Source organism: Mycobacterium sp. KBS0706, assembly GCF_005938675.2.
Taxonomy (GTDB): Bacteria; Pseudomonadota; Alphaproteobacteria; order DSM-16000; family Inquilinaceae; genus Inquilinus.
In genome coordinates, this window is record NZ_VCCH02000005.1 from 58,881 (window position 1) to 82,672 (window position 23,792).

The following is a 23,792-nucleotide window of genomic DNA, read 5'->3' on the forward strand; positions in this document are numbered from 1 at the left end:
TGGGCCTATGCCTCGAGGAACAGGCTGATAGCGGAGTGAATGGCGCCCAATGACACCGGCTTGTCGAGGACGATAGCCGCCGGCATCGCGCTGATCACGTTCCCGCCATAGGCGGTCATGAAGCAGAACGGTATTCGCCTGCGCCGTAGAATCTCGACCACCGGAAAGACCAGGAGGCCGCGCTGCAAGCGAACGTCGAGCAGGGCTCCATCAAGCGTCTCCGAGTTTGCGAGCTCGATCGCCGCGCCCAGGCTGCCGACGGGGCCGACCACCTCCAGCCCCCTGGCGCGGATCGCGTCGCTGACCTGATCGGCCTGCATCAGGTCATCCTCCACCAGCAGGATGCGGCTGCGCCCGACGGCCCCCAGAACAAGGCTCGCCCGGCCACCCGACAGAGGCCGATCAGGCTCGGACCGCGGTGCCGATATCTTGCCTGCGCGCGCATGGTCCAGCAGGCCTCGCAGACCAAGGAATTGGAGGAGCAGCAATATAGGCAAAGCATGGCAAGATTTATACAGGATCACAATCTAGAATATCGGATGAGACCCAATACTTTCAAATCGAGCGAGCATTTGCCTACTGCGAGGCAAAATCACCCGCGGGGAGGCCGCCGCCCGCCCCCTGCCCGGCTCATCGCGTCCGGCCCGGCTCCTCTGCCGCCTGGAGCCGCAGCAGAGTCGATCGGATCGCTTCCGCCTGATGCGCGAAGATCTTCGCCCGCTCCGACCACAGGCGGGCGGTCTCTGCGTGCCTTTGCCGGGCGGCCTGCTCGCCGAGGCGGCGCAGCATGCGGCTGCGTTCCTCCAGGGTCCGCAGGGCTGTTTCCATCGCCTTCGTCACCTCCCCCGACATGGCATGGCCGAGGGATGCGGCCGAATAGGCGTGGCCGATATGGCAGCGATGGCGCAGCGTGTCGCCGTCGTTCAGCTCCCACAGCACCCCGCCGCAATCCGGGCAGGTGAACATCGACCGCTCGCCCAACTGGTCGAGCAGGTCGGCGTTGTCGATGTCATCCTTGGCCATGATGTTGGCCTCCAGCTGGACGTCCGGCGGCACCGGCACCGGCCGGCCCGCGGCGTCGGCCACCAATCGGGCGAGCAGGCCCGGCATGGCGTCGAGCGCGGCCACGTGGTCCACCTCGGTCATCGCCAGCGCATTGCGCGGCATGTCCGGATATTCGGCATCGGCCGGATCCTGAACCACGGTGACGGCACCGCAGCGCTTCAGCGCGCGCAGGCCGGCGCTGCCGTCGTCGAGATAGCCGGTCAGCACCACGCCGATGCTGCGCGGACCGCAGCAGACGGCGATGCTGCGGAACAGCGTGTCGATCGACGGCCGAGAACTGTTCTCCCATGCGCCGCGGTTGAGCCGCAGCGTGTCCTCCTGCAGCAGCAGGTGGTGGTCCGGCGGGGCGATGTGGATCCGGCCCCGCGTCGCCGGCCTGCCATCCTCGGCGAAGCCGGCGGGCAGCGGTCCCGCCCGCTCCAGGATGCCGGGCAAGGTGCCGTGATGATCGCTTTTCAGGTGCTGCACGACCAGCACCGCCGCATCGAGCCCGGCCGGCAGCCCGGCGACAATGCGCTTCAGGGCGGACAGGCCGCCCGCCGATGCGCCGATCGCCACGATGTCGTGGTTGGGCATGCCCTGCTCCTCGGGCGCCATGGCTCTTCCCTGGAGAACCGCAGCGGAGGCTCGGGCGTTCCCCCGGTCAGCCGGACTCCCGGTCGGGATCGCGGCGCAGCTCGGTCATCGGCACCTCGATCCGGCACTGCAGCCCGGCGGGCTTGAAGGTCAGTTCGGCGTTGCCGTGCAGCTCATAGGCGACGCTGCGCTTGACGAAGCTGAGCCCGAAGCCGTCCCGGGCCGGCTTCTCCACCTTCGGGCCGCCACGCTCGCTCCAGTCGATGCGCAGGAAGGGGGCGACGGCGCTCTTGGCCACGCGCCAGCTCACCTGCACCGTCCCGCCGGAGGCTGACAGTCCGCCGTATTTCGACGCGTTGGTCGCCAGTTCGTGGAAGGTCATGGCGAAGACCAGCGCCGCGCGGGCGGGCAGGAAGATCTCCCCGCCGGTGAGCACGGGCGGGTCCTTGCCCTCGTGATAGGGCCGCAGCTCATGCAGCAGGATCTGGCGCAGATCGGCGCCGGACCAGACATTCGCCGCCAGCAGCTCATGCGCCTTGGCGAGCGACTGGACCCGGCCTTCGAAGGACTGGCCGAACTCCTCGAGCGATGCGCTCGACTGCCGGGTCCGGGCCGCGATCGACAGCACGCTGGCGAGGGTGTTCTTGACCCGGTGGTTCAGCTCCGCCAGCAGCAGTTGCTGGCGCTCCTCCGCCTGCTTGCGCTCGGTGGTCTCGCGCTCGACCACCGCCACCGCCGTCAGGCGGCCGGCGGCGTTGCGGATCGGCGAGGCGGTGTAGGAGACGAAGATCCGGCGGCCATCCTTGGTCAGCCTTTCGGTCTCGACCACGCTCTGCTGCGCCGGCTGGCGCTTCATCCGGTCCAGGATCTGCTTCAGCTCGGCGGAGCGGCCGACGACCGACAGGAAGGACAGCGAGCGGCCGATAGCCTCCTCGGCCGTGTAGCCATAGACGCGCTCGGCCCCGGCATTCCAGCTGGTGATCGTGCCGTCCGGGGCCATGCCGATGATCGCCTCCTGCGAGTTTTCGATGATGGCGGCCAGCCGGGCCAGCGACTCCTCGTTGCGCTTGCGTTCGGTGATGTCGATGAAGGTGATGACCACGCCGCTGAACACGTTGTCGACCGTCCGGTACGGCAGGATCCGCATGATATAGCTGGCCGAGCCGTCGGTCAGCGCCACCTCCTGCTCGAGCCGGGTCAGGGTGCGCAGCACCCGGCTGACGTCGCGCGACAGCGCCTCGTAGGCCAGCCGGGTGACGATGTCCGTGATCGGCCGGCCGTAGTCGCTCTCGATCAGATGGAAGATCTCCGTGATCGCCGGGGTGAAGCTGCGCACCCGCAGGTTGTTGTCGAGGAACAGCGTCGCGATCTGGGTGCTTTCCAGCAGGTTCTTGCGGTCGCTGATGGCGCGGTCAAGGCTTTCGATCTTGGAGTTGAGCTCGGCATTCACCGTCTCCAGCTCCTCATTGACCGATTGCAGCTCCTCCTTCGAGGTCTCCAGCTCCTCGTTGGCCGATTGCAGCTCCTCATTGACCGACTGGAACTCCTCGTTCGAGGACTTCATCTCCTCGTTCGAGGTCTCGAGCTCCTCGATCGTGGTCTGCAGCCGCTCGCGCGTGGCGATCAGCTCCGACTCCAGGTGCCGGATGACCTCGTCCTTCTGGACGTCCGAGGCCGCCTCGGTCCGGGTGCTGCCGAGTTGCTTGAGGGTCCCGACCTCCTGCATGATGACGACACACAGCTTCGGGTCGGCCTCGCTGACCATCAGCGGCTCGGCGATCAGGTTGATCGACTGGAAGCCGCCATCGACCGGCAGCGACACGTTCTCGCGGACATTGCGCTGGCCGGAGGTGAAGGCCTGGTGGATGACGGTGCGCAGGTCCGGCCGCAGGCTGGCCTCGACGATGCTGAACAGGTTCAGGCTGGCCACGCCGGGCGACGGCTGCAGGTAGCGCCCGGTGCGGCCGGAGAAGTGCAGGATCTCGTAATGTTCGTCGACCACGAAGCAGGCGGGCGCATAGCCGTCGACGACCCGCTGCGCCCGCCGGCTGACCGTGTCCTTGACGGTCGGCAGCACGCCGGCCGGGCGATCCAGCTCCAGATGGTTGCGATAGATCGAGGTGGTCAGCGGGAACTCGACCGTCGGCCGCTCGGTCTCCACCGCCCGTGCCTTGAACAGCCGCTGCCGGCTGTCGATCTTGGCGAACAGCTTCGGATGCTGGGTGATGTTCTCGGAGGGGCCCAGGAACAGGTAGCCGCGCTGCCGCAGGGCGAAATGGAACAGCAGCAGGACCCGGTTCTGCAGGGTGGAATCCAGATAGATCAGCAGGTTGCGGCAGGAGATCAGGTCGAGCTTCGAGAACGGGGCGTCCTTGATCACGTTGTGCACCGAGAAGATGCACATCTCGCGGATTTCCTTGACCACCCGGTAACTGCTGCCGTCCTTGACGAAATAGCGCTCGAGGCGTTCGGGCGAAAGATCGGAGATGATCGCCTCCGGGTACACCCCGTTCCGGGCGATGGCCAGGGCGTGGTCGTCGATGTCGGTGGCGAAGATCTGGACCTTGAGCGCGACGTCGCTCTCGATCATCCGTTCACGCAGCACGATGGCGATCGAATACGCCTCTTCCCCGGTGGCGCAGCCGGGAACCCAGACCCGGATCTGATCGTCGGGCCCCTTCTCGGCCAGCAGCTTCGGGATGACCTCGCGCTCCAGCACCTCGAACGCCTTGGCGTCGCGGAAGAAATGGGTGACCCCGATCAGCAGGTCGCGGAACAGCGCCTCGACCTCCACCGCATCCTTGCGCAGCAGCTCGACATAGTCGGGCAGCGACGTCATCTGGACCACCTGCATGCGCCGATGGACCCGGCGGATGAAGGAGTTGTTCTTGTACTGGCTGAAATCGTGCCCGGTGGTGGTCCGCAGCAGGGTGAAAATCTTCACCAGATGCCGGCGCACCTCCTGCCGCAGGGGCATTCCTTCCCGCTTCAGGCGCGCAAGGTTCTTGGCGTATTGCAAGAGCTGGGCCGGCATCTCCTCGACCGGCAGGACGAAGTCGACCAGGCCGGTGGCGATGGCGCTGCGCGGCATGCTGTCGTAGCGCGAGGTCTCGCCGGCCTGCGCCAGGGTCAGGCCACCGCCCTCCTTGATCGCCTTCAACCCGACGGTGCCGTCGCTGCCGCTGCCGGACAGGATGATCCCGGCGGCCAATTCGCCGTGCTGTTCCGCCACCGACCGGAAGAAGCCGTCGATCGTCGAGCTGGTGCTGCGCGGCGTCTCGATCTGGAACGCATCGCCCCGCATCGTCAGCGTGGTGTTCGGCGGAATGACGTGGATGCGGTTGGCGACCAGGGTCATGCCGCCGTCGATCTGCACCACCGGCATGCGCGTGAACCGGGCCACCAGCTCGGCCATCGCGCTCTTGTGATGGGCGTCGAGATGGGGCACCAGCACGAAGGTCAGGCCGCTGTCGGCCGGCATGTGCAGGAAGAAGCGTTCGAACGCCTCCAGCCCGCCGGCCGACGCGCCCATCGCCACGACCAGCCTGGCCGGCGCCGCCGCGGAAGGGCTTGCGGATTGGCCGCGACGCGCGGATTGTTTCCGGGGCGGCGAATGGCGGTCAGCCCGGCCGGCGGCCGTCGGTTTGGCGCGGGTCGGCACGCTTTCAATCTCCGTTCGGCGGGCACCGGATCCTGCACGCCCGGCCAGGTGGACTCCCAGGCCGCCCGGCCAAATGCGCGGCAAAGAGCAACTCTATACCCTTTCGACCTGTTTCCAAGGTGAGGTCAATTCGAAAACGGAGGCGCGAGGATGTTCCCCTCCGCGAAAGATGTCAGGATCCTGGTCGTCGAGGATGAGTTCCTTGTCGCGCTGCTGATCGAGGAAACGGTGCGGAATCTGGGCCATGAGGTGGCCGGCCCGGTCGGCGACCTGTCGGGCGCCCTACGCCTGGCCGAGACCGAGACGCTGTCGGCCGCCATCCTCGACGTCCATCTGCAGCACGGCGAGCGTGTCTATCCGGTGGTCCAGGTCCTGCGCCGCCGCGGCATCCCGCTGGTGCTGACCACGGCCTATCAGGAGGCTGAAATCGACCCCGACTGCCTCGGGGAGATGCTGCTGCGCAAGCCGTTCGACCAGACGGATCTAGAGCGCTGCATCGACCGGCTGCTCCACATCGCTGCTCAGCCCTGACCAATCCAGAGACCGGCGCCAGGCAGGACGCTGTTATACTCATAGAATGCTATTTTTAACACGCGACTTCTTTCAAAATGATCATATCTGCCCTACAATGGAGATAATAATATTGCGTTAACAAAGATTAACGTCAGGCTGGAGAGCCGCAGATGCCATTTGGGATGCCCTTCGCAGAGCCTGGAACGGATGTCGCCTCCACCTCCGTGTTCAGCCGGGCCCGCCCGCTCCGCCGCGACGGTGCGCCGAAGCGGATCCTGATCGTCGAGGACGAATTGCTGCTGGCCGGGGATGTGGCGCAGGCGGTCCTTGCCATGGGGCTGGACCCGGTCGGCCCGGTCGGGACGCTGGAGGCGGCGATCGGGCTGGCCGAGACCCAGCGGCTCGACGGCGCGCTGCTCGACGTGCGGCTGCGCCGCGGGATGCGGGTCTATCCGGTGGTCGAGATCCTGTGGCAGCGGCGGATCCCGTTCTGCTTCATGACCGCCTGCACCGACCTGCAGATCGAGCACATGCCGGCCCAGGCCGTGCTGCGCAAGCCGGTGTCCCCGCCCGCCCTGCTGGAAGCGGTGCAGGCGCTGCTCGACGGGTGACGGCCTGCCGCCTGGCTGACGGCCGCGGGCGAGGAATGGAAAGCGCTCTGCCCGGTTCGGAGCTGCGTATTGCCTCTCCCGCTTGCGAGACCTTTCAAAATAGCTGGGACCCAACTTCTTATAGTCCCCCCTCCCCTTGCGGGAGGGGGCGAGGGGTCTGCGCGCGTCCGCGCGCGAATGGGCAGGGGACAGGCTTCGCCGCCGAGGACAGATCATCAGGTTTCAGGCCAGTTCTGGCGTCGAAAACCCCCTCCCCCTACCCCCCTCCCGCAAGGGGAGCTACGGCATCTACACATCGATCGGCGACATCGACGGCGGGCTGACGAACAGATTGCCTCTCCCGCTTGCGGGAGAGGTCGGACATCCGAAGGATGTCCGGGTGAGGGGATCGCAGTCTCGCCGAGAGCACAGCTTTGCCGCGAGCGAGCATGGATCTGCCCGGTTCTGAAACGCCGATCCCGATGTCACGGCCGAGCCGCCCTCACCCGGTCTCGCTGCGCGAGCCCGACCTCTCCCGCAAGCGGGAGAGGCAATCCGATGACGCCGGGCAGATGTGTATATGCCCTAGCGCAAGGGGAGGGGGGGACTCATTTGCTCTGTCAGGGAATCTCGTACAGCGTCACCTCGGCCTCGATGCCGCGCAGCGTGTGGCGCTGGGCGACCGGCTCGAGGCCGCTGGCCTGCAGCAGCCTGGCGGTGTCGGAATCCGTCACCACCGGTTCCGTGGCGAAGATGGCGCGGGAATTCACCAGGGCCTGCACCCGGGCGGCGATGTTGACGGTCTGGCCGAAATAATCCTGCCGCTCGTTGAGCGCGACCGCGAGGCACGGCCCCTCATGGATGCCGATCTTGAGCACCAGATCCTCGCTCGCATGCGTATCGTTCAGGCGGCCCATGGCGTCGCGCATGCGCAGCGCGGCGGCCACGGCACGGTCGGGCGTCGGGAAGGTGGCCATCACGGCATCGCCGATGGTCTTGACCACGGCCCCGGCCTCGGCCGCGACGATCTCGTGCAGCACCCGGAAATGGGCGCGCACCAGGTCGAACGCCGCCAGGTCGCCGACCCGCTCATAGAGGGCAGTCGACCCTTTGAGGTCGGTGAACAGGAAGGTCATGCTGGTGATCTTGAGCCGCTGGTCGACATCGAGCGTGTCGGTCCGGTAGATGTCGCGGAAGGTCTGGTTGGTGAGCAGGCGCTGGGCCGTCAGGAACGGCTTGCGCCGGCCGAGCAGGTCGTGCAGCGCATGCCCGGCGATCCACATCCCGGCCAGCACCCGGCGATTGGTGCGGTTCTCGACCGAGAGGCGCAGCGGCCCGGGCCGCAGCGTCAGGGTCTCGTTCAGCCGGTGCAGCGGGTCGATGATGAAGGTCAGCGACTGGCGGTCGCGCGTCGGCTCGCCCTTGACGTCGATGAACTGCGTCGCATGGCTGACCGGGTCGAAGGCGATCAGGAACTCCGCCGGGAGCTGCAGCGACAGCAGCGCCTTCTCGCCGGGCGGCAGCTCGACGAAGTCGAGGGTGATGTCCTCGATCAGCTGCTCGAAATTCGGCGGCAGGTCGACGCCGGAGCCCCAGAACACCTGGCGGCAATATTCCACCGGCGGCAGCGAATCGGGGTCATGGGCGCCGATCCGCCGCACCCGCGGGCTGACGGTGAAGGTCACCTCGACCATCTCGTCGAGCGTCGGCTCGTAGCCGGCGGCGCAGAGGCCGCAATGATATTCGGCGCGATCCAGGGTCTTCAGCGTGGCGCCGGCGTCGAGGACGCCGCCGCAGCCGGGGCAGAGCACGTTCCAGGACATCTCGAACAGCCCGAGGCGCGCGGCGTGCAGGAACACCGCGATGGCGCGTTCGACATCGATTCCGGTCTCGGCCGCGAAGTCGAAGACATTGACGCGGCTGAGCGCGCGGTCCGGCCCGTCCCGCACCAGCCGCTCCACCGCCGCCACGGCCTCGCTATCGGCAAGCTGCCGCAGGGCCGCGAACAGAGGCTGGGTTTCGCTCATCATACGATTTTACACCAAAATCGAACAAGACGCTAAGGCGATGGTGGAGCGCTGTAAAAGGCCGATTGCGCAGTCCGCGCATCTTCGGTACGCCGCAGGTCCACTGCTTGCGGCACCTATCGGCTATCGACCCGAAGCGGTCCATCAGTGGGGCCTGGCATCCAGCCCCTAGCGCGACGGCAAGCTGTGATGACAACATGCTCACCTGTAGGCGACATGCCGAGCGCATTCTGATCGGTGTTGCGATTGGAATGCGTGAATTCTTATAAGGGAGGCAAACATGCCTGAATGGCTCCCAAGCATCTTTGTCTGGATAAACGATGATCATATTTGGCTACAAACAATCTCTATCATAATCACCATTATAGGCCTTCCACTTCTTGGTCTGCAACTTCGGAATTCATCGATACAAGAAGAACGGATTGAAAATACAACAAAAGCACAATTATTATTGGAATTACGCGCAATAACTCACAATTATCAGAATGTGCATTGTAATTTGCGACCTCATGGCTTGTGGAGCAAATCCATATATCTCCCAAACACCGTCGAAGATTGGTGCTTAGTCGAGACATACATGGGCGTATTCGAGCATGTTGAAGGGCTTATCGAAAAAGATCTTATTTCAATCGACGAGTTCCGTGACTTATTTCAATATAGATTGCACAACCTATTATCAAATCCACGGATAGTTAAATATAAATTGATGGATGAAAAAGATGGATGGGTACGTTTCTTGAATCTTATAAAACGCTTAGAAATACAACTACCGCCTACTCAGTCGAATTTGCCACCATTTTTTGCACCTGTGCGGGATTGACGCACTCCGATCTGGCAGGAGATGGACTTCCGTTCCCCCTCTTACGCAGACTTCGCCAACTTTCCCAGACCGCCCCAGAGGCCCGCCTGTCCCTCACCCGTGATGCGCGTACAGCACCGCAGACCGGTCGAGGTGGCGGATCATCGCCGCCTCGGCCGAGTCCGGGTCGTGGCGGCGGATGTGATCGAGGATCTCGCGGTGCTCGGCCAAGGTGACGTTCTGCTTGCCGGTCCAGATCAGCATCTCGGTGTGGTATTCGCGCAGCCAGCCCAGCATGGCCTCGCTGACTGCCTCGAAGATCGGGTTGCCCGAAATCGCCGCGATCCGGCTGTGGAAGCGCATGTCGGCGGCGATGAAGCCGGCCGGGTCGTCGACCTTGCCGCTCTGCTCCCGCAGCGTCTCCTCCAGCCGCGCGACATCCTCGGCCGTCGCCTTCTCCGCCGCCTCGCGCACCATGCCGCGCTCGAAGAATCGACGTGCCTGCTTCAGATGCTCGAGGCTGTCCGGCGAGGCGGAGAGCAGGAACTGGGCGGAGAGGTCGACCTGCTGGAACAGCGACTTCGCCGTCAGCTGCCGCACCCGGGCGCGCTCGCCATGGCTGATGGTGATCAGACCCATATTGGCCAGGGCCTGCATCGCCTCGCGGATCGCCGGGCGGCCGACGCCGAAGCGGTCCATCAGGTCGCGCTCCGACGGCATGGCGTCGCCCGGCGCCAGCTCGCCGCGGGTGATCATCGACCGGAGGCGATCGAAGACCTCGTGCCACAGCTTGCGGCGGACGATGGGTTCGGCCGAATCCCGCACCAGAAGAGCTCCTGCCTGGGCCGCCCTGCGGCCGATGGGATGATGATCATACCATCGAAACGGCCCGCCGGCATCGTCGGCCGCGTCGCCCTGTCACCCCTGGTTGCACTGGCCGCGGAGCGCCCGCCGGGGCAAGGATAGCGCACCCGGAGCCTGGAGACCCGCCCATGCGCGAACACGCGATCGCCGCCATCCCCGCCGACGGCATCGGCCCCGAGGTGATCGGGGCCGGCATCAGGGTGCTGGAGGCGCTGCAGCATCGGCTCGGCGATGTCCGCTTCACGGTCACCAGCTTCGACTGGGGCTCGGACTACTACAAGCGGCACGGCGCGATGATGCCGACGGACGGGCTGGCGGTGCTGAAGCCGTTCGACGCGATCTATTTCGGCGCCGTCGGCGCGCCCGACGTGCCGGACCACGTCACGCTGTGGGGGCTGCGGCTGCCGATCTGCCAGGGCTTCGACCAATACGCCAATGTCCGGCCGACGCGGATCCTGCCCGGCATCACCTCGCCGCTGCGCCATGCCGGGCCCGGCGACCTGGACTGGGTGATCGTGCGCGAGAACTCCGAGGGCGAGTATTCCGGCCATGGCGGCCGCGCCCATCGCGGCCTGCCGGAGGAGGTCGGCACCGAGGTCGCGATCTTCACCCGGGTCGGGGTCAGCCGGATCATGCGCTACGCCTTCCGGCTGGCGCAGGCGCGGCCGCGCAAGCTGCTGACCGTCGTCACCAAGTCGAACGCCCAGCGCCACGGCATGGTGATGTGGGACGAGATCGCCGCCGAGGTGGCGCGGGAGTTCCCGGACGTGACGTGGGACAAGATGCTGGTCGACGCCATGACGGTGCGGATGACGCTGAAGCCGCAGAGCATCGACACCGTGGTCGCCACCAACCTGCATGCCGACATCCTGTCCGACCTGGCCGGGGCGCTGGCCGGCAGCCTGGGGGTGGCGCCGACCGCCAATATCGACCCGGAGCGGCGCTTCCCGTCGATGTTCGAGCCGATCCACGGCTCGGCCTTCGACATCACCGGCAAGGGCATCGCCAACCCGGTGGCCAGCTTCTGGACCGCAGCGCAGATGCTGGAGCATCTCGGCGAGGCCGAGGCGGCCGGGCGGCTGATGCGCGCCGTCGAGCAGGTGACCGCGGCCGGGATCCTGACGCCGGATGTCGGCGGCACCGCGACGACGCAGCAGGTCACCAACGCGGTGATCGACGCGATCTACAGCTCGAACGTCTAGACGTTGGCGGCGGCGTCGCCGCCCAGGGTGGCCGGGGCGGCGCGGACAGCGCCGGGCGGCCGGCCGATCACCCGCTTGAAGGCCCGGCTGAACGCGGCCTGCGAGCCGTAGCCCAGGCGGTGGGCCGCGGCCTCGATCGGCATCCGGTCGCGGCCGATCCATTGCGCGGCCAGGCGCATGCGCAGGTCGGCGACGTAGCGCAGCGGCGTCAGGCCGGTGACCGCCAGGAAGCGTTCGGCGAAGACCGAACGCGAGGCGCCCATCTCCGCCGCCAGCTCGGCCACCGTCCAGTCGCGGCCGGGGTCGCGGTGCATGGCGGCGATGACGCGGCCGAGGCGCGGGTCGCGCAGCGCCTCGATCCAGCCCTTGGCGTCGCCGCAGCCGCATTCGACCCAGCCGCGGACGATGGAGGCGGAGACGACATCGGCCAGCCGCGCCAGGATCGCGGCGAAGCCGGCGCGCTCGTCGCAGGCCTCGCGCGCCATGGCCTCCAGCATCGGCAGGATCTCGGGGTAGCGGTTCAGCAGCGTGCCGACCAGCATCACCTCCGGCATCAGCGCCACCAGCGGGTGCATGCCGCCGAGGTCGAACTCCATGCAGCCGCTGAAGATCAGCGCGCCGGAGCCCGGCTCGCAGCCCTCCGGACAGGCACGGATGATGCGGACGCTCTGGCACAGCGTCTCGCCCTCGAAGCTGGAGATGTCGCGACTGTCCTGGTCGGGCGCGGACAGCATCTCGTGCGGGCCGCCGCGCGGCAGCAGCACCGCATCGCCGGAGTTGAGGGTGTGCATCGTCCCGTCGGCGGTGCGCAGCACCACCGGGCCGCGGGCGACGAAGTGGAACTGGGCCCGGCCGGCGATGGTGCCGAAGCCGATGCCGAAGGGCGGCGCGATGGCGATCCGGCGGTAATGCACGCCGAACAGGCGCATGCCCAGCAGCAACTCGCTGACCAGGTCGCCGGCTGGCCGCGGCGGGGGCGGCCGGGGCACCGGCTGTTCGGATCGCGATTCGGACGGACGATCAAACATTCCGGAGTGTCTGACATGGATCGTCCGAAGAGTCCATCCTACCTTCTGCTGCACTGCATCAAAACCTCTCTCTTCAAAGGATGGTCCCCATGATCGAGGGAACACAGCGGACGGGCGCGGCGCCGGCGCGGGAGGAGCCGGCCTGGGGCGCGGTCGTCTCGATGACGCTCGGCGTGTTCGGGCTGGTGACGGCGGAGTTCCTGCCGGCCAGCCTGCTGACGCCGATGGCGGCGGATCTCGGCGTGACCGAGGGCTTGGCCGGCCAGGCGGTGACCGCGACCGCGGTGGTGGCGCTGGTGACCAGCCTGCTGGTCTCGACCGTGACCCGGCGGATCGATCGGCGCCATGTGCTGCTGGCCTTCTCGATCCTGCTGACGGTGTCGAACCTGCTGGTCGCCTTCGCCCCCGGCCTGCCGGCGCTGCTGCTGGCGCGGGTGCTGCTGGGCGTGGCGCTGGGCGGCTTCTGGACCATGGCGGCGGCGACGGTGATGCGGCTGGTGCCCGACGCACTGATCCCCCGCGCCCTGTCGCTGCTGTTCAGCGGCGTCTCGGCCGCGACCGTCGCCGCCGCGCCGCTGGGCAGCTATTTCGGCGACATCATCGGCTGGCGCGGCGTATTCCTGATCGCCGCCGTGCTGGGGCTGCTGGCGCTGGCCGTGCAGGTCGCGACGCTGCCGCGCATGGCGCCGAACACGCGGACCAGCCTGCGCACCCTGGTCGAGGTGCTGGCCCGGCCGCAGGTCGGCTTCGGCATGCTGGCCGTGCTGCTGGTGTTCACCGGGCACTTCGCCTTCTTCACCTATATCCGGCCGTTCCTGGAGACCGTGACCGGCGTCGGCATCACCGGCGTGTCCGGCATCCTGCTGGGCTTCGGCATCGCCAATTTCCTGGGCACCTTCCTGGGCGGCTTCCTGCTCGAGCGCAGCATGCGGCTGACCATGATGCTGATGCCGCTGACCATGGGCATCCTCGGCCTCGGCCTGGTGGCGGTGGGCGGCGGCGCGCCGGTGGCGAACACGGCGATGGTGGCACTGTGGGGCGTGGCCTTCGGTGCGGTGCCGGTGGCCTGGTCGACCTGGCTGACCCGCACCGTCCCCGACGAGGCGGAGAGCGCCGGCGGCCTGCTGGTGGCGGCGGTGCAGCTGGCGATCGCCACAGGCGCCGCGGCCGGCGGCGCGATCTTCGACGTCAGCGGTGCGCTGGGCGTGTTCACCGGCGCCGGCTTCGTGCTGCTGCTGGCCGCGGCGATGATCGTGCTCGGCATCCGGCCGCGGACGGCGACGGCGGCGGCCTGACGATAGCGGGGCTGGTCAGCCCAGCAGATCGGCCATGCCGATCAGCCCCGCATCGTGACCCAGGGCGGCCGGACGCAGCGGCAGACGGAACTGCCGCGGCTCGGCCGCCAGCGCCTGTTCGACCCGGCCGAGGAACCCCTCAGCCAGCCCGACTCCGCCGCCGATCGCGGCGAGGTCGAGGTCCAGCGCCGCCTTCAGATCGGCCAGCAGCCAGGCGAGGACGGCGGCGGCGCGGTCGATCAGCGCCGCGGCGGCCGGGTCCGACTGCGCCCGGCGGAACAGGGCCGGCGCGTCCATCTCTTCCCCGAACGCCGCTGTCGCCGCCGCCGCGAGCGCCCGGCCAGAGGCGACCGCCTCGACACAGCCGCGCCTTCCGCAGCCGCAGAGCGGCCCGCCCGGCAGCGCCACGACATGGCCGAGATGCCCGGCCAGGCCGCCGGGCCCGACCCGCAGCCGCCCGTCCAGTACCAGCCCGCCGCCGATGCCGGTCGAGACGGTCAGGAACACCATCGAACCGACGCCCTGGGCGGCGCCGTGGCGGAACTCGCCCCAGGCCGCGGCCTGGGCGTCGTTCACCGCCCGCACCGGGACGCCCAGCCGGTCCTGCAGCGCCGCGACCAGCGGCGAATCCGGCGGCACCGGCAAGGTGCCGGGATTGGTGGCGGAGAGTTTTCCGTCCCGCACCAGCCCGGTGGTGGCGATGCCGACCGGCCCGTCGGTCCAGCCCGCCACCAGGGCGGCGACGGCCTCGACCAGGCTCTCGAAGCGTCCGTCCCGCGGGGTGGGCGCCTGGCGGCGTTCCAGCACTGTGGCGCCTTCCACCCGCGCCGCGGCAATCTTGGTGCCGCCGAGATCGACGACGGTGGTCATGGGGAGCTACCGGAACTCGCCGCCCGCGCCCTTCTAGTCCCCCCTCCCCCTACCCCCCTCCCGCAAGGGGAGGGGGGACTATAAAGAGCGAACCTCAAGCGGTTCCCCATCTCAATACCCACGGTCGGTCACGGCCTGCGCCGTGCGGAGGATGGCGTCGCGGGCGGCGGGGTCGCGGTCGGCGATGGTCTCGAACAGCATGTCGACGATCACCAGCTGGCTGATCTTCGAGGCCAGCGCCCCGCCGGTCAGCGGCGTCTCCGGGGTCGAGGCCAGCAGCACCATGTCGGCCAACGCCGTCAGCGGGCTCTTGGTGCGGTTGGTGATCGCGACCAGGAACGCCCCCGCCTCCTTCGCCAGCGTGGCGGCGCGGACGACGTCGAGGGTCGAGCCGGAGCTGGAGACGGCCAGCGCCACGTCGCCTTCGCCCAGCGAAGCGGTCGCCATCGCCGCCATGTGCGGGTCGTCATGCGCCACCGCCTGCAGCCCGACCCGGGCCAGCTTGTACTGGGCGTAGCGGGCGGTGATGGACGAGGCGCCGACGCCGAACACCAGCACGCGGCGCGCGGCCCGGAGGCGGTCGGCCACCGCCTCCACCGCCGCCGGGTCCAAGAGGTCCTCGGTCTGGCGCAGCGCGTCGACGGCGCGGTCGACGATACGGAACAGCGCGTGCCGCCCCGCCTCCTCCGCCCGTGCCGGCTGGGCCGAGGCCAGCTCGGTGGCCAGCGCCAGCTTGAAGCCCTGGAAGCTGGGAAAGCCCTGCTCGCGGCAGAAGCGGATCACCGAGGCCTCGGAGGAGCCGGAGGCCTCGGCCAGCTCGGTCACGGTCTGCGACAGCACCCGCTCCGGCCCCTCCAGCACATAGTCGCCGATGCGGCCGAGCGCCGGCGACAGGCCGGGATTGGCCGCCCGCAGGCTGGCCAGCACCTTGCGCCCGATGGTCGAGGTCTCGCTCATGGCCCTACTCTACCCCTTTACCGCCCCGGCCAGCATCGCCCGGCCGAGATAACGGTAGCTGACCAGGCCGAGCAAGAGCGGCGGCAGCACGCTGAGCATCATCGCCGCCGCGGTGGCGCCCCATTTCACGCCCCAGGAGGTGATGAAGAAGGTGGCGCCGACCGTCACCGGCACGGCGTTGCGGGTGGACAGGATCAGGCCGAACAGGAACTCGTTCCAGCTGTAGATGAAGCTGAGGATGGCGACCGCCACCAGCACCGGCCGGGCCAGCGGCAGCACGATGTGGCGCAGCACGGCGAAGGTAGAGGCGCCGTCGACCCGCGCCGCCTCCTCGATCTCCTGCGGCAGGTCCTGAAGGAAGCCGACCAGCAGGATCAGCGCCAACGGCAGGTTGATGATGCAGGAAATCAAGGCGAGGCCCAGCCTTGTGTCGAGCAGCCCCAGCGCCTGGTACAGCAGGTAGAACGGGATGGCGAAGATCACCAGCGGCAGTGCCCGCAGGTTGGTGACCACCGGCAGGATGGTCGTCGTCCCCTTCCCTAGCCGGGCCATGGCATAGGCCGCCGGCACGCCGAGCCCGAGCGCCAGCACCGTGCCGCCGAGGGCGATCACGGTCGAGTTCATCAGGTAGCGCGGGAAATCCAGCGCCGGGTCGGTCAGCACCGTGCCGTAATGCTCCAGGGTCGGCGCGAACAGCCACACCGGCGGGTAGGCGTTGATGTCGAGGGTGGTCTTCAGCGAGGTCAGCAGCGTGACGATGACCGGGATGTTGAGGATCAGGACGGCGACCAGGAACACGGCCCAGTGCAGCCCAGCGACGAGGCGCGTCATCCCCGCGATCCCCTCAGCATCTGCGCCATCAGCAGGCGTAGCACCACCACCGAGGCCAGGAGCAGCAGCATCGAGGCGGCGACGGCCGGCCCGATCCGCTCCTGCTGGAAGAAGGTGCGGTAGATGTAGATCGACAGGCTCTGGGTCAGCGTGCCCGGGCCGCCGCCGGTCAGCACATAGATGTGGTCGAACACCCGGAAGCTGTCGATGAAGCGGATGAAGCCGGTGATCGCCAGCGCCGGCACCATCAACGGCAGGGTGATGCGGCGGAACACGGCCCAGGAGCCGGCGCCGTCGATCCGCGCCGCCTCCACCAGATCACCCGGGATCGCCTGGTAGGCAGTCAGCAGCGCCAGGAAGGCGAAGGGCGTCCATTGCAGCACCTCGATCACCGCGACGGTGGTGAAGGCCCAGTCGGCGTCCAGCAGGTTGCCGCTGAACCCGACCAGCTGCAGGTATTGCGGGATGACGCCGACGAAGTCGTTCAGCATCAGCCGGTACATCACGCCGAGCAGGGCCGGCGACACCATCATCGGCAGCAGCAGGAACGCCATCAGCCAGCGCCGCTTGGCGATCAGCGGGTCGAGCGCCAGCACCAGGGCGAAGCCGAGCAGTAGCTGCGCCGCGGTGACCACCACGGCGAAGCGGGCGGAGAAGCCGACCGCGCCCCAGAAGGCCGGGTCGGCCAGCACCGTCGCGTAGTTGTCGAGCCCGACCCAGCGCGGCGACCACAGCCCGGTGAAGCGCACCTCGCTGAGGCTGTAGATCAGGTTGGCGACGGCCGGGAAGCCGAGCAGGGCCGCCAGGAACAGGAGCAGCGGCCCGAGCAGCCACAGCCCGTCCCGGCGCCCCTCATAGGGCCGGCGCCCGGCCCCGGCTGTTGCAGCCATCAGCCCTTGATCCGCTCGGCCATGCCCTCGGCCGCCTGCTTCAGTGCGGTGTCGAGGTCGATCTGCCCGGCCCAGAAGGCGGAGAACTTCTCCGCCAGCACCTCATAGACCGGCACGGCATAGGCGGCGGTGCCGCCGGTGACGACGAAGCCGTAGCGGTCGACGAAATCGCCGACCAGCGGGAATTCCGGCCGGGCCGCCGCCATCGCCTTCAGGATCTCCGGCACCGGCGAAGTGCCGCCGGCCTGGGCGTAGACGGTCATGGCGTCCTTGGTCGCCAGCCAGGCCACGACCTTGCCGGCATCAGCCTTGTTCTTCGAGGCCTTGTTCAGGCCGATGCCGAGGGAATGGACATGGCTCTTGTGCCCGGCGCTGCCGGCCGGCAGCGGGGCCAGGCCGATCTTGCCGGCGACGGTGGGCGACTTCGCCGGGTCGTTCAGCTCGTTGAAGGCCGCGTTCCATTGCAGCATGGTGGCGGCCTGGCCGGCCTGGAAGGCGGCGTTGGCCTCGGGATACTCGTAGCTGATCGATCCCGGCGGCGTGGCCTTGGCGTCGATCAGGGTCTTGTAGACCTGCAGACCGGTGCGGGCGGCCGGGCCGTCGATCGCCGGCTTGCCGTCGGCGCCCAGCCAGTCGCCGCCGTTGGACACCAGGGTCGCCTGCCACAGCATGATGTTGAAGATCAGGTTCTTCATCTGCAGCACGGTGCCGAAGCGGGTCGGGCTGTCCGGGTTGTCGGCGGCACTGAAGAACAGGGCGGCGGCGATCCAGTCGTCCCAGCTCCAGTCGTCCGGCGCCTTGGCCGTCATGTCCTTGCCGAGCTTCTCCTTGGCGATCGCGGCATAGCGCTTCTGCCACTCGGCGTCGGACAGCAGGCGGTCGACCAGGTCCTTGCGGTAGTAGAGGAAATGCACCGAGATGTCGGTGGGCACGCCGTACAGCTTGCCGTCCAGGGTCAGGGATTGCAGCGACACCGGCGCGAAGGCGGCCTTGGCCTCGGCCGGCACCTGGGCGTCGATCGGGTCGAGATAGGGCGCGTAGCGGCCGAGCGTGTAGGTGGTGACCAGCGCCAGGTCGAACTCGCTCGACCCCGCGGCGAGATCCGCCTGCTCCTTCTCGAAATAGCCCTGGCGGCTGAACAGCAGCTGCTTGACGGTGACGCCGTCGGCCTTGCCTGGCCCGGCATTGTAGGCGTCGAGCACCTTCTGCATCGCCTCGCTCTCCGGTCCCGGCCAGAACAGCAGCGTGACCTCGCCCGCCAGGGCGGCGGAGGACAGCAGCGGCAGGGCCAGCCCGGCCAGCAGGGTCTTGCGCAGGATATTTGTCATGGTTTGCCCCCTGTTTGTCTTGATTGAAGGACCGCCCTCAGCCGGAGCCGAGGGCCTCGAGGAACCAGCGCGTCACATATTCCGGCCGGGTGATGGCCGAGCCGGCGACCACCGCATGCGCCCCCGCGGCCAGGGCCGAGGCGGCATGCTCCGGCGTCCGCACATTGCCTTCGGCGATCACGGTGAAACCGTCGGCGGCCAGGTCGGCGACCAGGGCCAGGTCCGGCTCGGTCGGCTCCGGCCCGGCGACATAGCCGGCGAGAGTCGAGGCGACGATATCGGCCCCGACCGCCGCCGCTGCCCGGCCTTCCGCCCGGGTCGAGACATCGGCCATGGCGATGCGGCCATGGCCGTGGATGCGCGCCACCAGCGCCGCCACCGTGGCCGGGCGGATGCGATGGGTGGCGTCGAAGGCGATGATCTCGGCGCCGGCCTCGGCCAGCGCGTCGACATCGGCGAGATGCGGCGTGATCCGCACCGGGCTGTCGGCCAGGTCGGACTTGACGATGCCGATCACCGGCACCCCGGCGATGCGGCAGACCGCGGCGACCCGCTCAACGCCCTCGATCCGCAGGCCGGCGGCGCCGGCGCCGACCACGGCCCGGGCCAGCGCCACCACCAGCTCAGTGCGGTCGAGCGGACCGCCCACCACCGGCTGGCAGGACACGATCAGCCGGCCGCGCAGGCGGCCGAGGACGGCGGAGACGAAGGCGGCGTCGGTCATGACGCCATGCTGGGTTAGTTGGTGTTTTTCATCAAGAATAATTTCTAGATGAAAATTTCCTTCATGCCCAACCGGTGATGGCCTTAGTAGTCTGGCGGCTATGCAGCCCGCCCCACATGCAGCTCCATATGCAGACCCGCCGCCGCCGCCATGTTGACGAGGCTGTCCAGGCCGAACAGGTCGATCTTGCCGCGCATCAGGTCCGACACGCGTGGCTGTGTCACACCAAACAGCCTGGCGGCCTCGGCCTGGCTCAGGCCCTCCTGGCTGATGTGGTCCTTCAGCGCCATCATCAGCGTCGACCGCAGCTTCATGTTCTCCGCCTGGGCTGCGGTGTCCTCGATCGCATCCCAGACATTGGCGAAGCGCTCATTGCTCATCGACCCTGCTCCTGCACTAGTTCCCGGTAGCGCCTCGACGCCAGATCGATGTCCGCCTTGCCAGTCTTCTGCGTTTTCTTCTGAAAGCAGTGCAGCACGTAGATGGCATCGGCGAACTTCGCCACATAGATCACCCGGAACGCTCCAGCCGTATCCCGCATCCGGATTTCCTGCACCCCTTGCCCAACGGTCGGCATCGGCTTCCAGTCGTCGGGCTCGCGGCCCCGCTGCAGCTGATCGAGTTGATGCCCGGCTTCGCGCCGTGCCGAGGCCGGAAAGCCGCGCAGATCGTCGAGGGAACTTCCCCGGAACTCGACAGGCTTGGGGTCGGCCATTCACCTGAACATACAAAATTTTGTATGTTCAGGCAATCCGCCCTTCTCAACCGGCGTCGACCGCGCAGCCGAACTCCGCCGCAGAGGCTTCGAGCCAGCGCCACAGGCTGCCGGCGAAGCTGCGGTAGATCGCGATCTCGTAGGTCGGCCCGTCGTCGAGCTGCCAGAGCTGGGCGCCGATATGGGCGATCACGGTCACCGCCGCATCGCCCGGGCCGAAGGCGCGCGGATGCAGGTCGAGGCCGACGCCCTTGATCAGCGCGTCGCGGGCATGCGGACCGGCGACGCGCAGCACGGCGAGGCCGTCGCCCTGGTCGCTCACGGCTGCGAAGGCGCCGGCGGCGTCGGCCAATTCGCGCGCCAGGTCGCGCCCGTCCTCGGCCACGGCAAGCCATTGGCCGGGGCCGGACCAGATCAAGGCGAGGCCGCCCTGCTCCACCCGCTTCGGCATCGTCGGCAGGTCCAGGCCGTATCGGGATCGGACGATCGAGGCCAGATCATCGGCCCGGCCCTTGCGGGCGATCACCCTGGCCAAAGCTAGATCATCGCGCGGCCGGACGGTGACGCCGGGTTCGCCCTCGGCGCGGCCGGACCGGCCGGGGAGGCCGATGAAGGCGGATCGGGGGGTGAGGTCAGGCACGCAGGCGCTCCCCTTCCGGGTCGTGGAACACGGGCGACACCACCTCGACCGCCATCTCCTCGCCGCGCACCGGGTCGCAGGCGCGGAGGGTCTCGCCGATCCGCGCCGGGCCGCCGGAGAGCAGGCCGAGCCCGATCCAACGCCCCAGCCCCGGCGAGTAGGCGACCGAGGTCATGTAGCCCTGGTCGTTGGCCGCGGTGGCCTCGGCCTCCTGCGGCACGAAATGCGCCCCGGCCCGGAGGCGCCGCGACCGGTCGACCGGCCGGAAGCCGACCAGGGCCGGCCGCGCCGGATCGATCAGCCCCGGCCGCCCGGCCAGGACCCGGCCGATATAGTCCTTCTTGGTCGACATCATCCGGCCGAGACCAAGATCGGCGGCGGTGGTCTGGCCGTTCAGCTCGTTGCCGGCGGCATGGCCCTTCTCGATCCGCATCACGCCCAGCGCCTCGGTGCCATAGGGGGTGACGCCGAGATCGGCGCCCGCCTGCATCAGCCGGCGCGCCAGCGCGTCGCCGTAGCGCGCCGGCACCGCGACCTCATAGGCGAGCTCGCCGGAGAAGGAGATGCGGAACAGCCGCGCGGCGATGCCGCCGCAGACCGTCAGCTCCGCCGCGGCGAGATAGGGGAAGGCCTCGTTGCCGATATCGAAGGGGGCGTCGACGATCCGGGCCAGCAGCGCGCGCGCCTTCGGCCCGGCCACCGAGAACTGGGCCCACTGGTCGCTGACCGAGGTGAACTGCACGTCGAGCTCCGGCCACAGGCACTGGTGGCAGAATTCCATGTGCTGCATCACCTTGGCGGCGTTGGCCGTGGTGGTGGTGACCAGGAACCGGTCCTCGCCCAGCCGCGAGGTGGTGCCGTCATCCATGACGATGCCGTCCTCGCGCAGCATCAGCCCGTAGCGCGCCTTGCCGACCGGCAGGGTGGTCCAGGTGTTGATGTAGAGCCGGTTCAGGAACTCCGCCGCATCGGCCCCCTGCAGGTCGATCTTGCCGAGGGTAGAAACGTCGCAGAAGCCGACGGCGGAGCGGACCTGCCGCACCTCGCGGCTGACCGTCTCCAGCCAGTCCTTTTCGCCGGGGCGCGGGAAGTACTGGGCGCGCAGCCAGGCCCCGGCCTCGACGAACACCGCCCCCTGCTCCGCCGCCCAGCCGTGCGACGGGGTCAGCCTTGTCGGCCGGAAGTCGCGGCCGCGGGCCTGGCCGGCGAGGGCGCCCAGCGCCACCGGCGTGTAGGGCGGGCGGAAGCGGGTGGTGCCGACCGCTTCGATGTCCCGCGCCGTGATCTCGGCCATGATGCCGATGGCGTTGACATTCGAGGTCTTGCCCTGGTCGGTCGCCATGCCGAGGGTGGTGTAGCGCTTGAGGTGCTCGACCGCGCGGAAGCCCTCACGCTCGGCCAGCTCGATGTCCTTGTCGGTGACGTCGTTCTGGAAATCGATGAAGCGCTTGCCGCCGCCGCCCTTGACCCGCCAGAGGGGGCTGACGCCCGTCGGCTCCGGCGCCGTCTCCGGCAGGTCGAAGCGGCCGCTGTCGAAGCCGCAATCGCGCGCTGCTTCGGCCCCGGCCCGGCCGCCGCCGGCGAGGCAGCCGGCCAGGTCGAACACACCGGCCGCGCTGCCGGCCACGCCCATGCCGGCGGGCAGGTCGCCCGGGATGAAGGCGGCGAGGTCCGCGTTCCAGGCGGGACGGCCGCCGAGATGCGAGGTCAGGTGGACATTCGGGCTGAAGCCGCCGGACATGGCCAGCAGGTCGCAGGGCAGGGTCGCCGGCCGGCCCGCGGCGTCGCGGATCTCGACCGCGTGCAGCCCGCGGGCGCTGCCGATGGCCCGGGTCACCACGGCGCCGGCCAGCAGCCGCGTGCCGGCCTGCTGCAGCGTCGATCCCGGCCTTGCGTCGACGATCGCCTCCACCGCCACGCCGGCGGCAGCGAGGTCGGCGGCCACGGCGCCGGCGGTGTCGTTGTTGGCGAAGACCACGGCGCGGCGGCCCGGCGCCACGGCATAGCGGTTCAGATAGGTCCGGACCGCGCCGGCCAGCATCACGCCGGGCCGGTCGTTGTCGCCGAACACCAGCGGCCGCTCCAGGCTGCCCGCCGCCAGCACGCAGCGCTTCGCCACGATGCGCCACAGGCGCTGCCGCGGAGCGTGCGGCTCGGGCACCGGCAGGTGGTCGCCGACCCGCTCGACCGCGCCATAGGTGCCGTGCTCGAACACGCCGAACACCGTGGTCCGGCGCAGGATGCGGACCTCCGGTAGGCCCGCCAGCTCGGCCTCCGCCGCGGCAGCCCAGTCCGGCGCCGGCCGATCGTCCAGCGTGCGGCGCTCCGACAGCAGGCTGCCGCCGAGCCGGGCGCCCTCGTCGCACAGGATCACCCGCGCTCCGGTCCGCCCGGCCGCCAGCGCCGCTGCCAGCCCGGCCGGGCCGGCGCCGACCACCAGCACGTCGCAGTGGATCGTCGCCTTCTCGTAATGGTCCGGGTCGGGTGCGGTGGCGGCGCGACCGAGGCCGGCGGCGCGGCGGATCAGCGGCTCGTAGACGGCCTCCCAGAAGCGGGCCGGCCACATGAAGGTCTTGTAGTAGAAGCCGGCGGCGAAGATGGGCGAGAGCAGCCCGTTCACTGCCATCAGGTCGAAGCCGAGGGACGGCCAGCGGTTCTGGCTATCCGCCTCCAGCCCGTCGAACAGCTCGACCATGGTGGCGCGGCTGTTCGGCTCCCGCCGTGCGCCACGGCGCAGCTCGACCAGCGCGTTCGGCTCCTCCGCCCCGGCCGAGAGGATGCCGCGCGGGCGGTGATATTTGAACGACCGTCCGGTCAATCCGACGCCATTGGCCAGCAGCGCCGAGGCCAGGGTGTCGCCGGGATGGCCCGCGAGCTCGCGCCCGTCGAAGCGGAAGCGCAGCGTCGCCGAACGGTCGATCAGGCCGCCGGTCGGGAGGCGGTAGCCGCTCATTCCTGACCTCCCCGGGCGTCGATGGCGCCGAGGATGCGGTGGTCGCGGGTGTCGCGCGTCACCACCAGCCAGGAGCGGCAGCCGCCGCCGTGATACCAGTATTCGGCCAGCGCCCCGGCCGGATTGTCGCGGCGATAGGCGTAGTCGACAAAGGCATCGATGCCGGCGTCGGGCGCCGGGCGCCGGACGGTGGCGTCGCCGAGATAGCTGAACTCCTCCGCCGCGCGCTCGCCGCAATGGGGACAGGGGATCCGCATGGTCGTG

General features: G+C 68.8%; 22 protein-coding genes. 5 read left to right on the forward strand and 17 right to left on the reverse strand.

All coding sequences use genetic code 11. The features are described 5' to 3' along the window. Nucleotides 1-5: 5 nt before the first annotated feature. From FFK22_RS04055 to FFK22_RS04065, 3 genes are all read right to left on the reverse strand, one after another. Nucleotides 6-320, reverse strand: a complete 315-nt coding sequence (locus FFK22_RS04055) for a response regulator (RefSeq protein ID WP_138890364.1) — start codon at nt 318-320, stop codon at nt 6-8. 310 nt (nt 321-630) lie between these two features. Continuing rightward, nucleotides 631-1,641 (reverse strand): chemotaxis protein CheB, encoded by a 1,011-nt coding sequence (locus tag FFK22_RS04060; protein ID WP_186002294.1) that lies wholly within the window; start codon nt 1,639-1,641, stop codon nt 631-633. Nucleotides 1,642-1,708: 67 nt separating this feature from the next. Beyond that, nucleotides 1,709-5,173: a CheR family methyltransferase gene (locus tag FFK22_RS04065; protein ID WP_186002295.1), complete on the reverse strand. Its 3,465-nt coding sequence runs from the start codon at nt 5,171-5,173 to the stop codon at nt 1,709-1,711. Nucleotides 5,174-5,452: 279 nt separating this feature from the next. On the opposite strand from FFK22_RS04065, the gene FFK22_RS04070 reads away from it, so the two are divergent. Then, a complete protein-coding gene (locus FFK22_RS04070) occupies nt 5,453-5,833 on the forward strand; it encodes a response regulator (protein ID WP_138890361.1) in 381 nt (126 codons plus the stop codon). Nucleotides 5,834-5,985: 152 nt separating this feature from the next. After that, a complete protein-coding gene (locus FFK22_RS04075; RefSeq protein WP_138890360.1) occupies nt 5,986-6,426 on the forward strand; it encodes a response regulator in 441 nt (146 codons plus the stop codon). A gap of 599 nt (nt 6,427-7,025) precedes the next feature. On the opposite strand, the gene FFK22_RS04080 is transcribed toward FFK22_RS04075, so the two are convergent. Then, nucleotides 7,026-8,432 carry an adenylate/guanylate cyclase domain-containing protein gene (locus FFK22_RS04080; protein WP_143956796.1) on the reverse strand — a complete coding sequence of 469 codons (1,407 nt, stop codon included), beginning with the start codon at nt 8,430-8,432 and terminating at the stop codon, nt 7,026-7,028. Nucleotides 8,433-8,712: 280 nt separating this feature from the next. Here FFK22_RS04080 and FFK22_RS04085 point away from each other — a divergent pair, with 280 nt between their 5' ends. Beyond that, the gene (locus FFK22_RS04085) at nt 8,713-9,252 is read left to right on the forward strand and encodes a hypothetical protein (protein ID WP_138890924.1); all 540 of its coding nucleotides are present in this window, start codon (nt 8,713-8,715) and stop codon (nt 9,250-9,252) included. Nucleotides 9,253-9,345: 93 nt separating this feature from the next. Here the strand turns inward: FFK22_RS04085 and FFK22_RS04090 are convergent, their stop codons facing one another. Then, nucleotides 9,346-10,056 (reverse strand): transcriptional regulator NanR, encoded by a 711-nt coding sequence (locus FFK22_RS04090; RefSeq protein ID WP_138890925.1) that lies wholly within the window; start codon nt 10,054-10,056, stop codon nt 9,346-9,348. A gap of 167 nt (nt 10,057-10,223) precedes the next feature. Here FFK22_RS04090 and FFK22_RS04095 point away from each other — a divergent pair, with 167 nt between their 5' ends. Beyond that, entirely contained in the window at nt 10,224-11,297 is a 1,074-nt protein-coding gene (locus FFK22_RS04095) for a tartrate dehydrogenase (RefSeq protein WP_138890926.1), read from the forward strand. Here FFK22_RS04095 and FFK22_RS04100 read toward each other — a convergent pair. Continuing rightward, nucleotides 11,294-12,286: an AraC family transcriptional regulator gene (locus tag FFK22_RS04100; protein WP_221938373.1), complete on the reverse strand. Its 993-nt coding sequence runs from the start codon at nt 12,284-12,286 to the stop codon at nt 11,294-11,296. The genes FFK22_RS04095 and FFK22_RS04100 overlap by 4 nt on opposite strands. A 128-nt stretch (nt 12,287-12,414) precedes the next feature. On the opposite strand from FFK22_RS04100, the gene FFK22_RS04105 reads away from it, so the two are divergent. After that, a complete protein-coding gene (locus tag FFK22_RS04105; RefSeq protein WP_138890928.1) occupies nt 12,415-13,620 on the forward strand; it encodes an MFS transporter in 1,206 nt (401 codons plus the stop codon). Nucleotides 13,621-13,635: 15 nt separating this feature from the next. Here FFK22_RS04105 and FFK22_RS04110 read toward each other — a convergent pair whose 3' ends face one another. The 11 genes from FFK22_RS04110 to FFK22_RS04160 form a co-directional block, all read right to left on the reverse strand. Continuing rightward, nucleotides 13,636-14,490, reverse strand: coding sequence for an N-acetylmannosamine kinase (locus tag FFK22_RS04110; RefSeq protein ID WP_138890929.1), 855 nt, complete (start codon nt 14,488-14,490; stop codon nt 13,636-13,638). A 111-nt stretch (nt 14,491-14,601) separates the two neighbouring features. Continuing rightward, on the reverse strand, nt 14,602-15,447 hold the full coding sequence (locus tag FFK22_RS04115) for a MurR/RpiR family transcriptional regulator (RefSeq protein ID WP_138890930.1): 846 nt from the start codon (nt 15,445-15,447) through the stop codon (nt 14,602-14,604). A 9-nt stretch (nt 15,448-15,456) separates the two neighbouring features. Then, nucleotides 15,457-16,278 carry a carbohydrate ABC transporter permease gene (locus tag FFK22_RS04120; RefSeq protein ID WP_138890931.1) on the reverse strand — a complete coding sequence of 274 codons (822 nt, stop codon included), beginning with the start codon at nt 16,276-16,278 and terminating at the stop codon, nt 15,457-15,459. Then, nucleotides 16,275-17,168, reverse strand: a complete 894-nt coding sequence (locus FFK22_RS04125) for a carbohydrate ABC transporter permease (RefSeq protein ID WP_138890932.1) — start codon at nt 17,166-17,168, stop codon at nt 16,275-16,277. Before FFK22_RS04125 ends, FFK22_RS04120 begins: the two co-directional genes overlap by 4 nt. Beyond that, a complete protein-coding gene (locus FFK22_RS04130) occupies nt 17,168-18,496 on the reverse strand; it encodes a sugar ABC transporter substrate-binding protein (RefSeq protein ID WP_138890933.1) in 1,329 nt (442 codons plus the stop codon). Before FFK22_RS04130 ends, FFK22_RS04125 begins: the two co-directional genes overlap by 1 nt. A 37-nt stretch (nt 18,497-18,533) precedes the next feature. After that, complete coding sequence (locus tag FFK22_RS04135; protein ID WP_138890934.1) at nt 18,534-19,220, reverse strand: N-acetylmannosamine-6-phosphate 2-epimerase; 687 nt, start codon at nt 19,218-19,220, stop codon at nt 18,534-18,536. Between the two features lie 98 nt (nt 19,221-19,318). Continuing rightward, entirely contained in the window at nt 19,319-19,600 is a 282-nt protein-coding gene (locus FFK22_RS04140; protein WP_138890935.1) for a helix-turn-helix domain-containing protein, read from the reverse strand. Next, the gene (locus FFK22_RS04145; RefSeq protein WP_138890936.1) at nt 19,597-19,935 is read right to left on the reverse strand and encodes a type II toxin-antitoxin system RelE/ParE family toxin; all 339 of its coding nucleotides are present in this window, start codon (nt 19,933-19,935) and stop codon (nt 19,597-19,599) included. The genes FFK22_RS04140 and FFK22_RS04145 overlap by 4 nt, the downstream gene beginning before the upstream one ends. Before the next feature lie 46 nt (nt 19,936-19,981). Next, nucleotides 19,982-20,575: a sarcosine oxidase subunit gamma gene (locus FFK22_RS04150; protein ID WP_186002296.1), complete on the reverse strand. Its 594-nt coding sequence runs from the start codon at nt 20,573-20,575 to the stop codon at nt 19,982-19,984. Continuing rightward, nucleotides 20,568-23,528 carry a sarcosine oxidase subunit alpha family protein gene (locus tag FFK22_RS04155; protein ID WP_138890937.1) on the reverse strand — a complete coding sequence of 987 codons (2,961 nt, stop codon included), beginning with the start codon at nt 23,526-23,528 and terminating at the stop codon, nt 20,568-20,570. The genes FFK22_RS04150 and FFK22_RS04155 overlap by 8 nt, the downstream gene beginning before the upstream one ends. After that, nucleotides 23,525-23,785, reverse strand: coding sequence for a sarcosine oxidase subunit delta (locus FFK22_RS04160; RefSeq protein WP_138890938.1), 261 nt, complete (start codon nt 23,783-23,785; stop codon nt 23,525-23,527). Before FFK22_RS04160 ends, FFK22_RS04155 begins: the two co-directional genes overlap by 4 nt. Between the last annotated feature and the right edge of the window lie 7 nt (nt 23,786-23,792).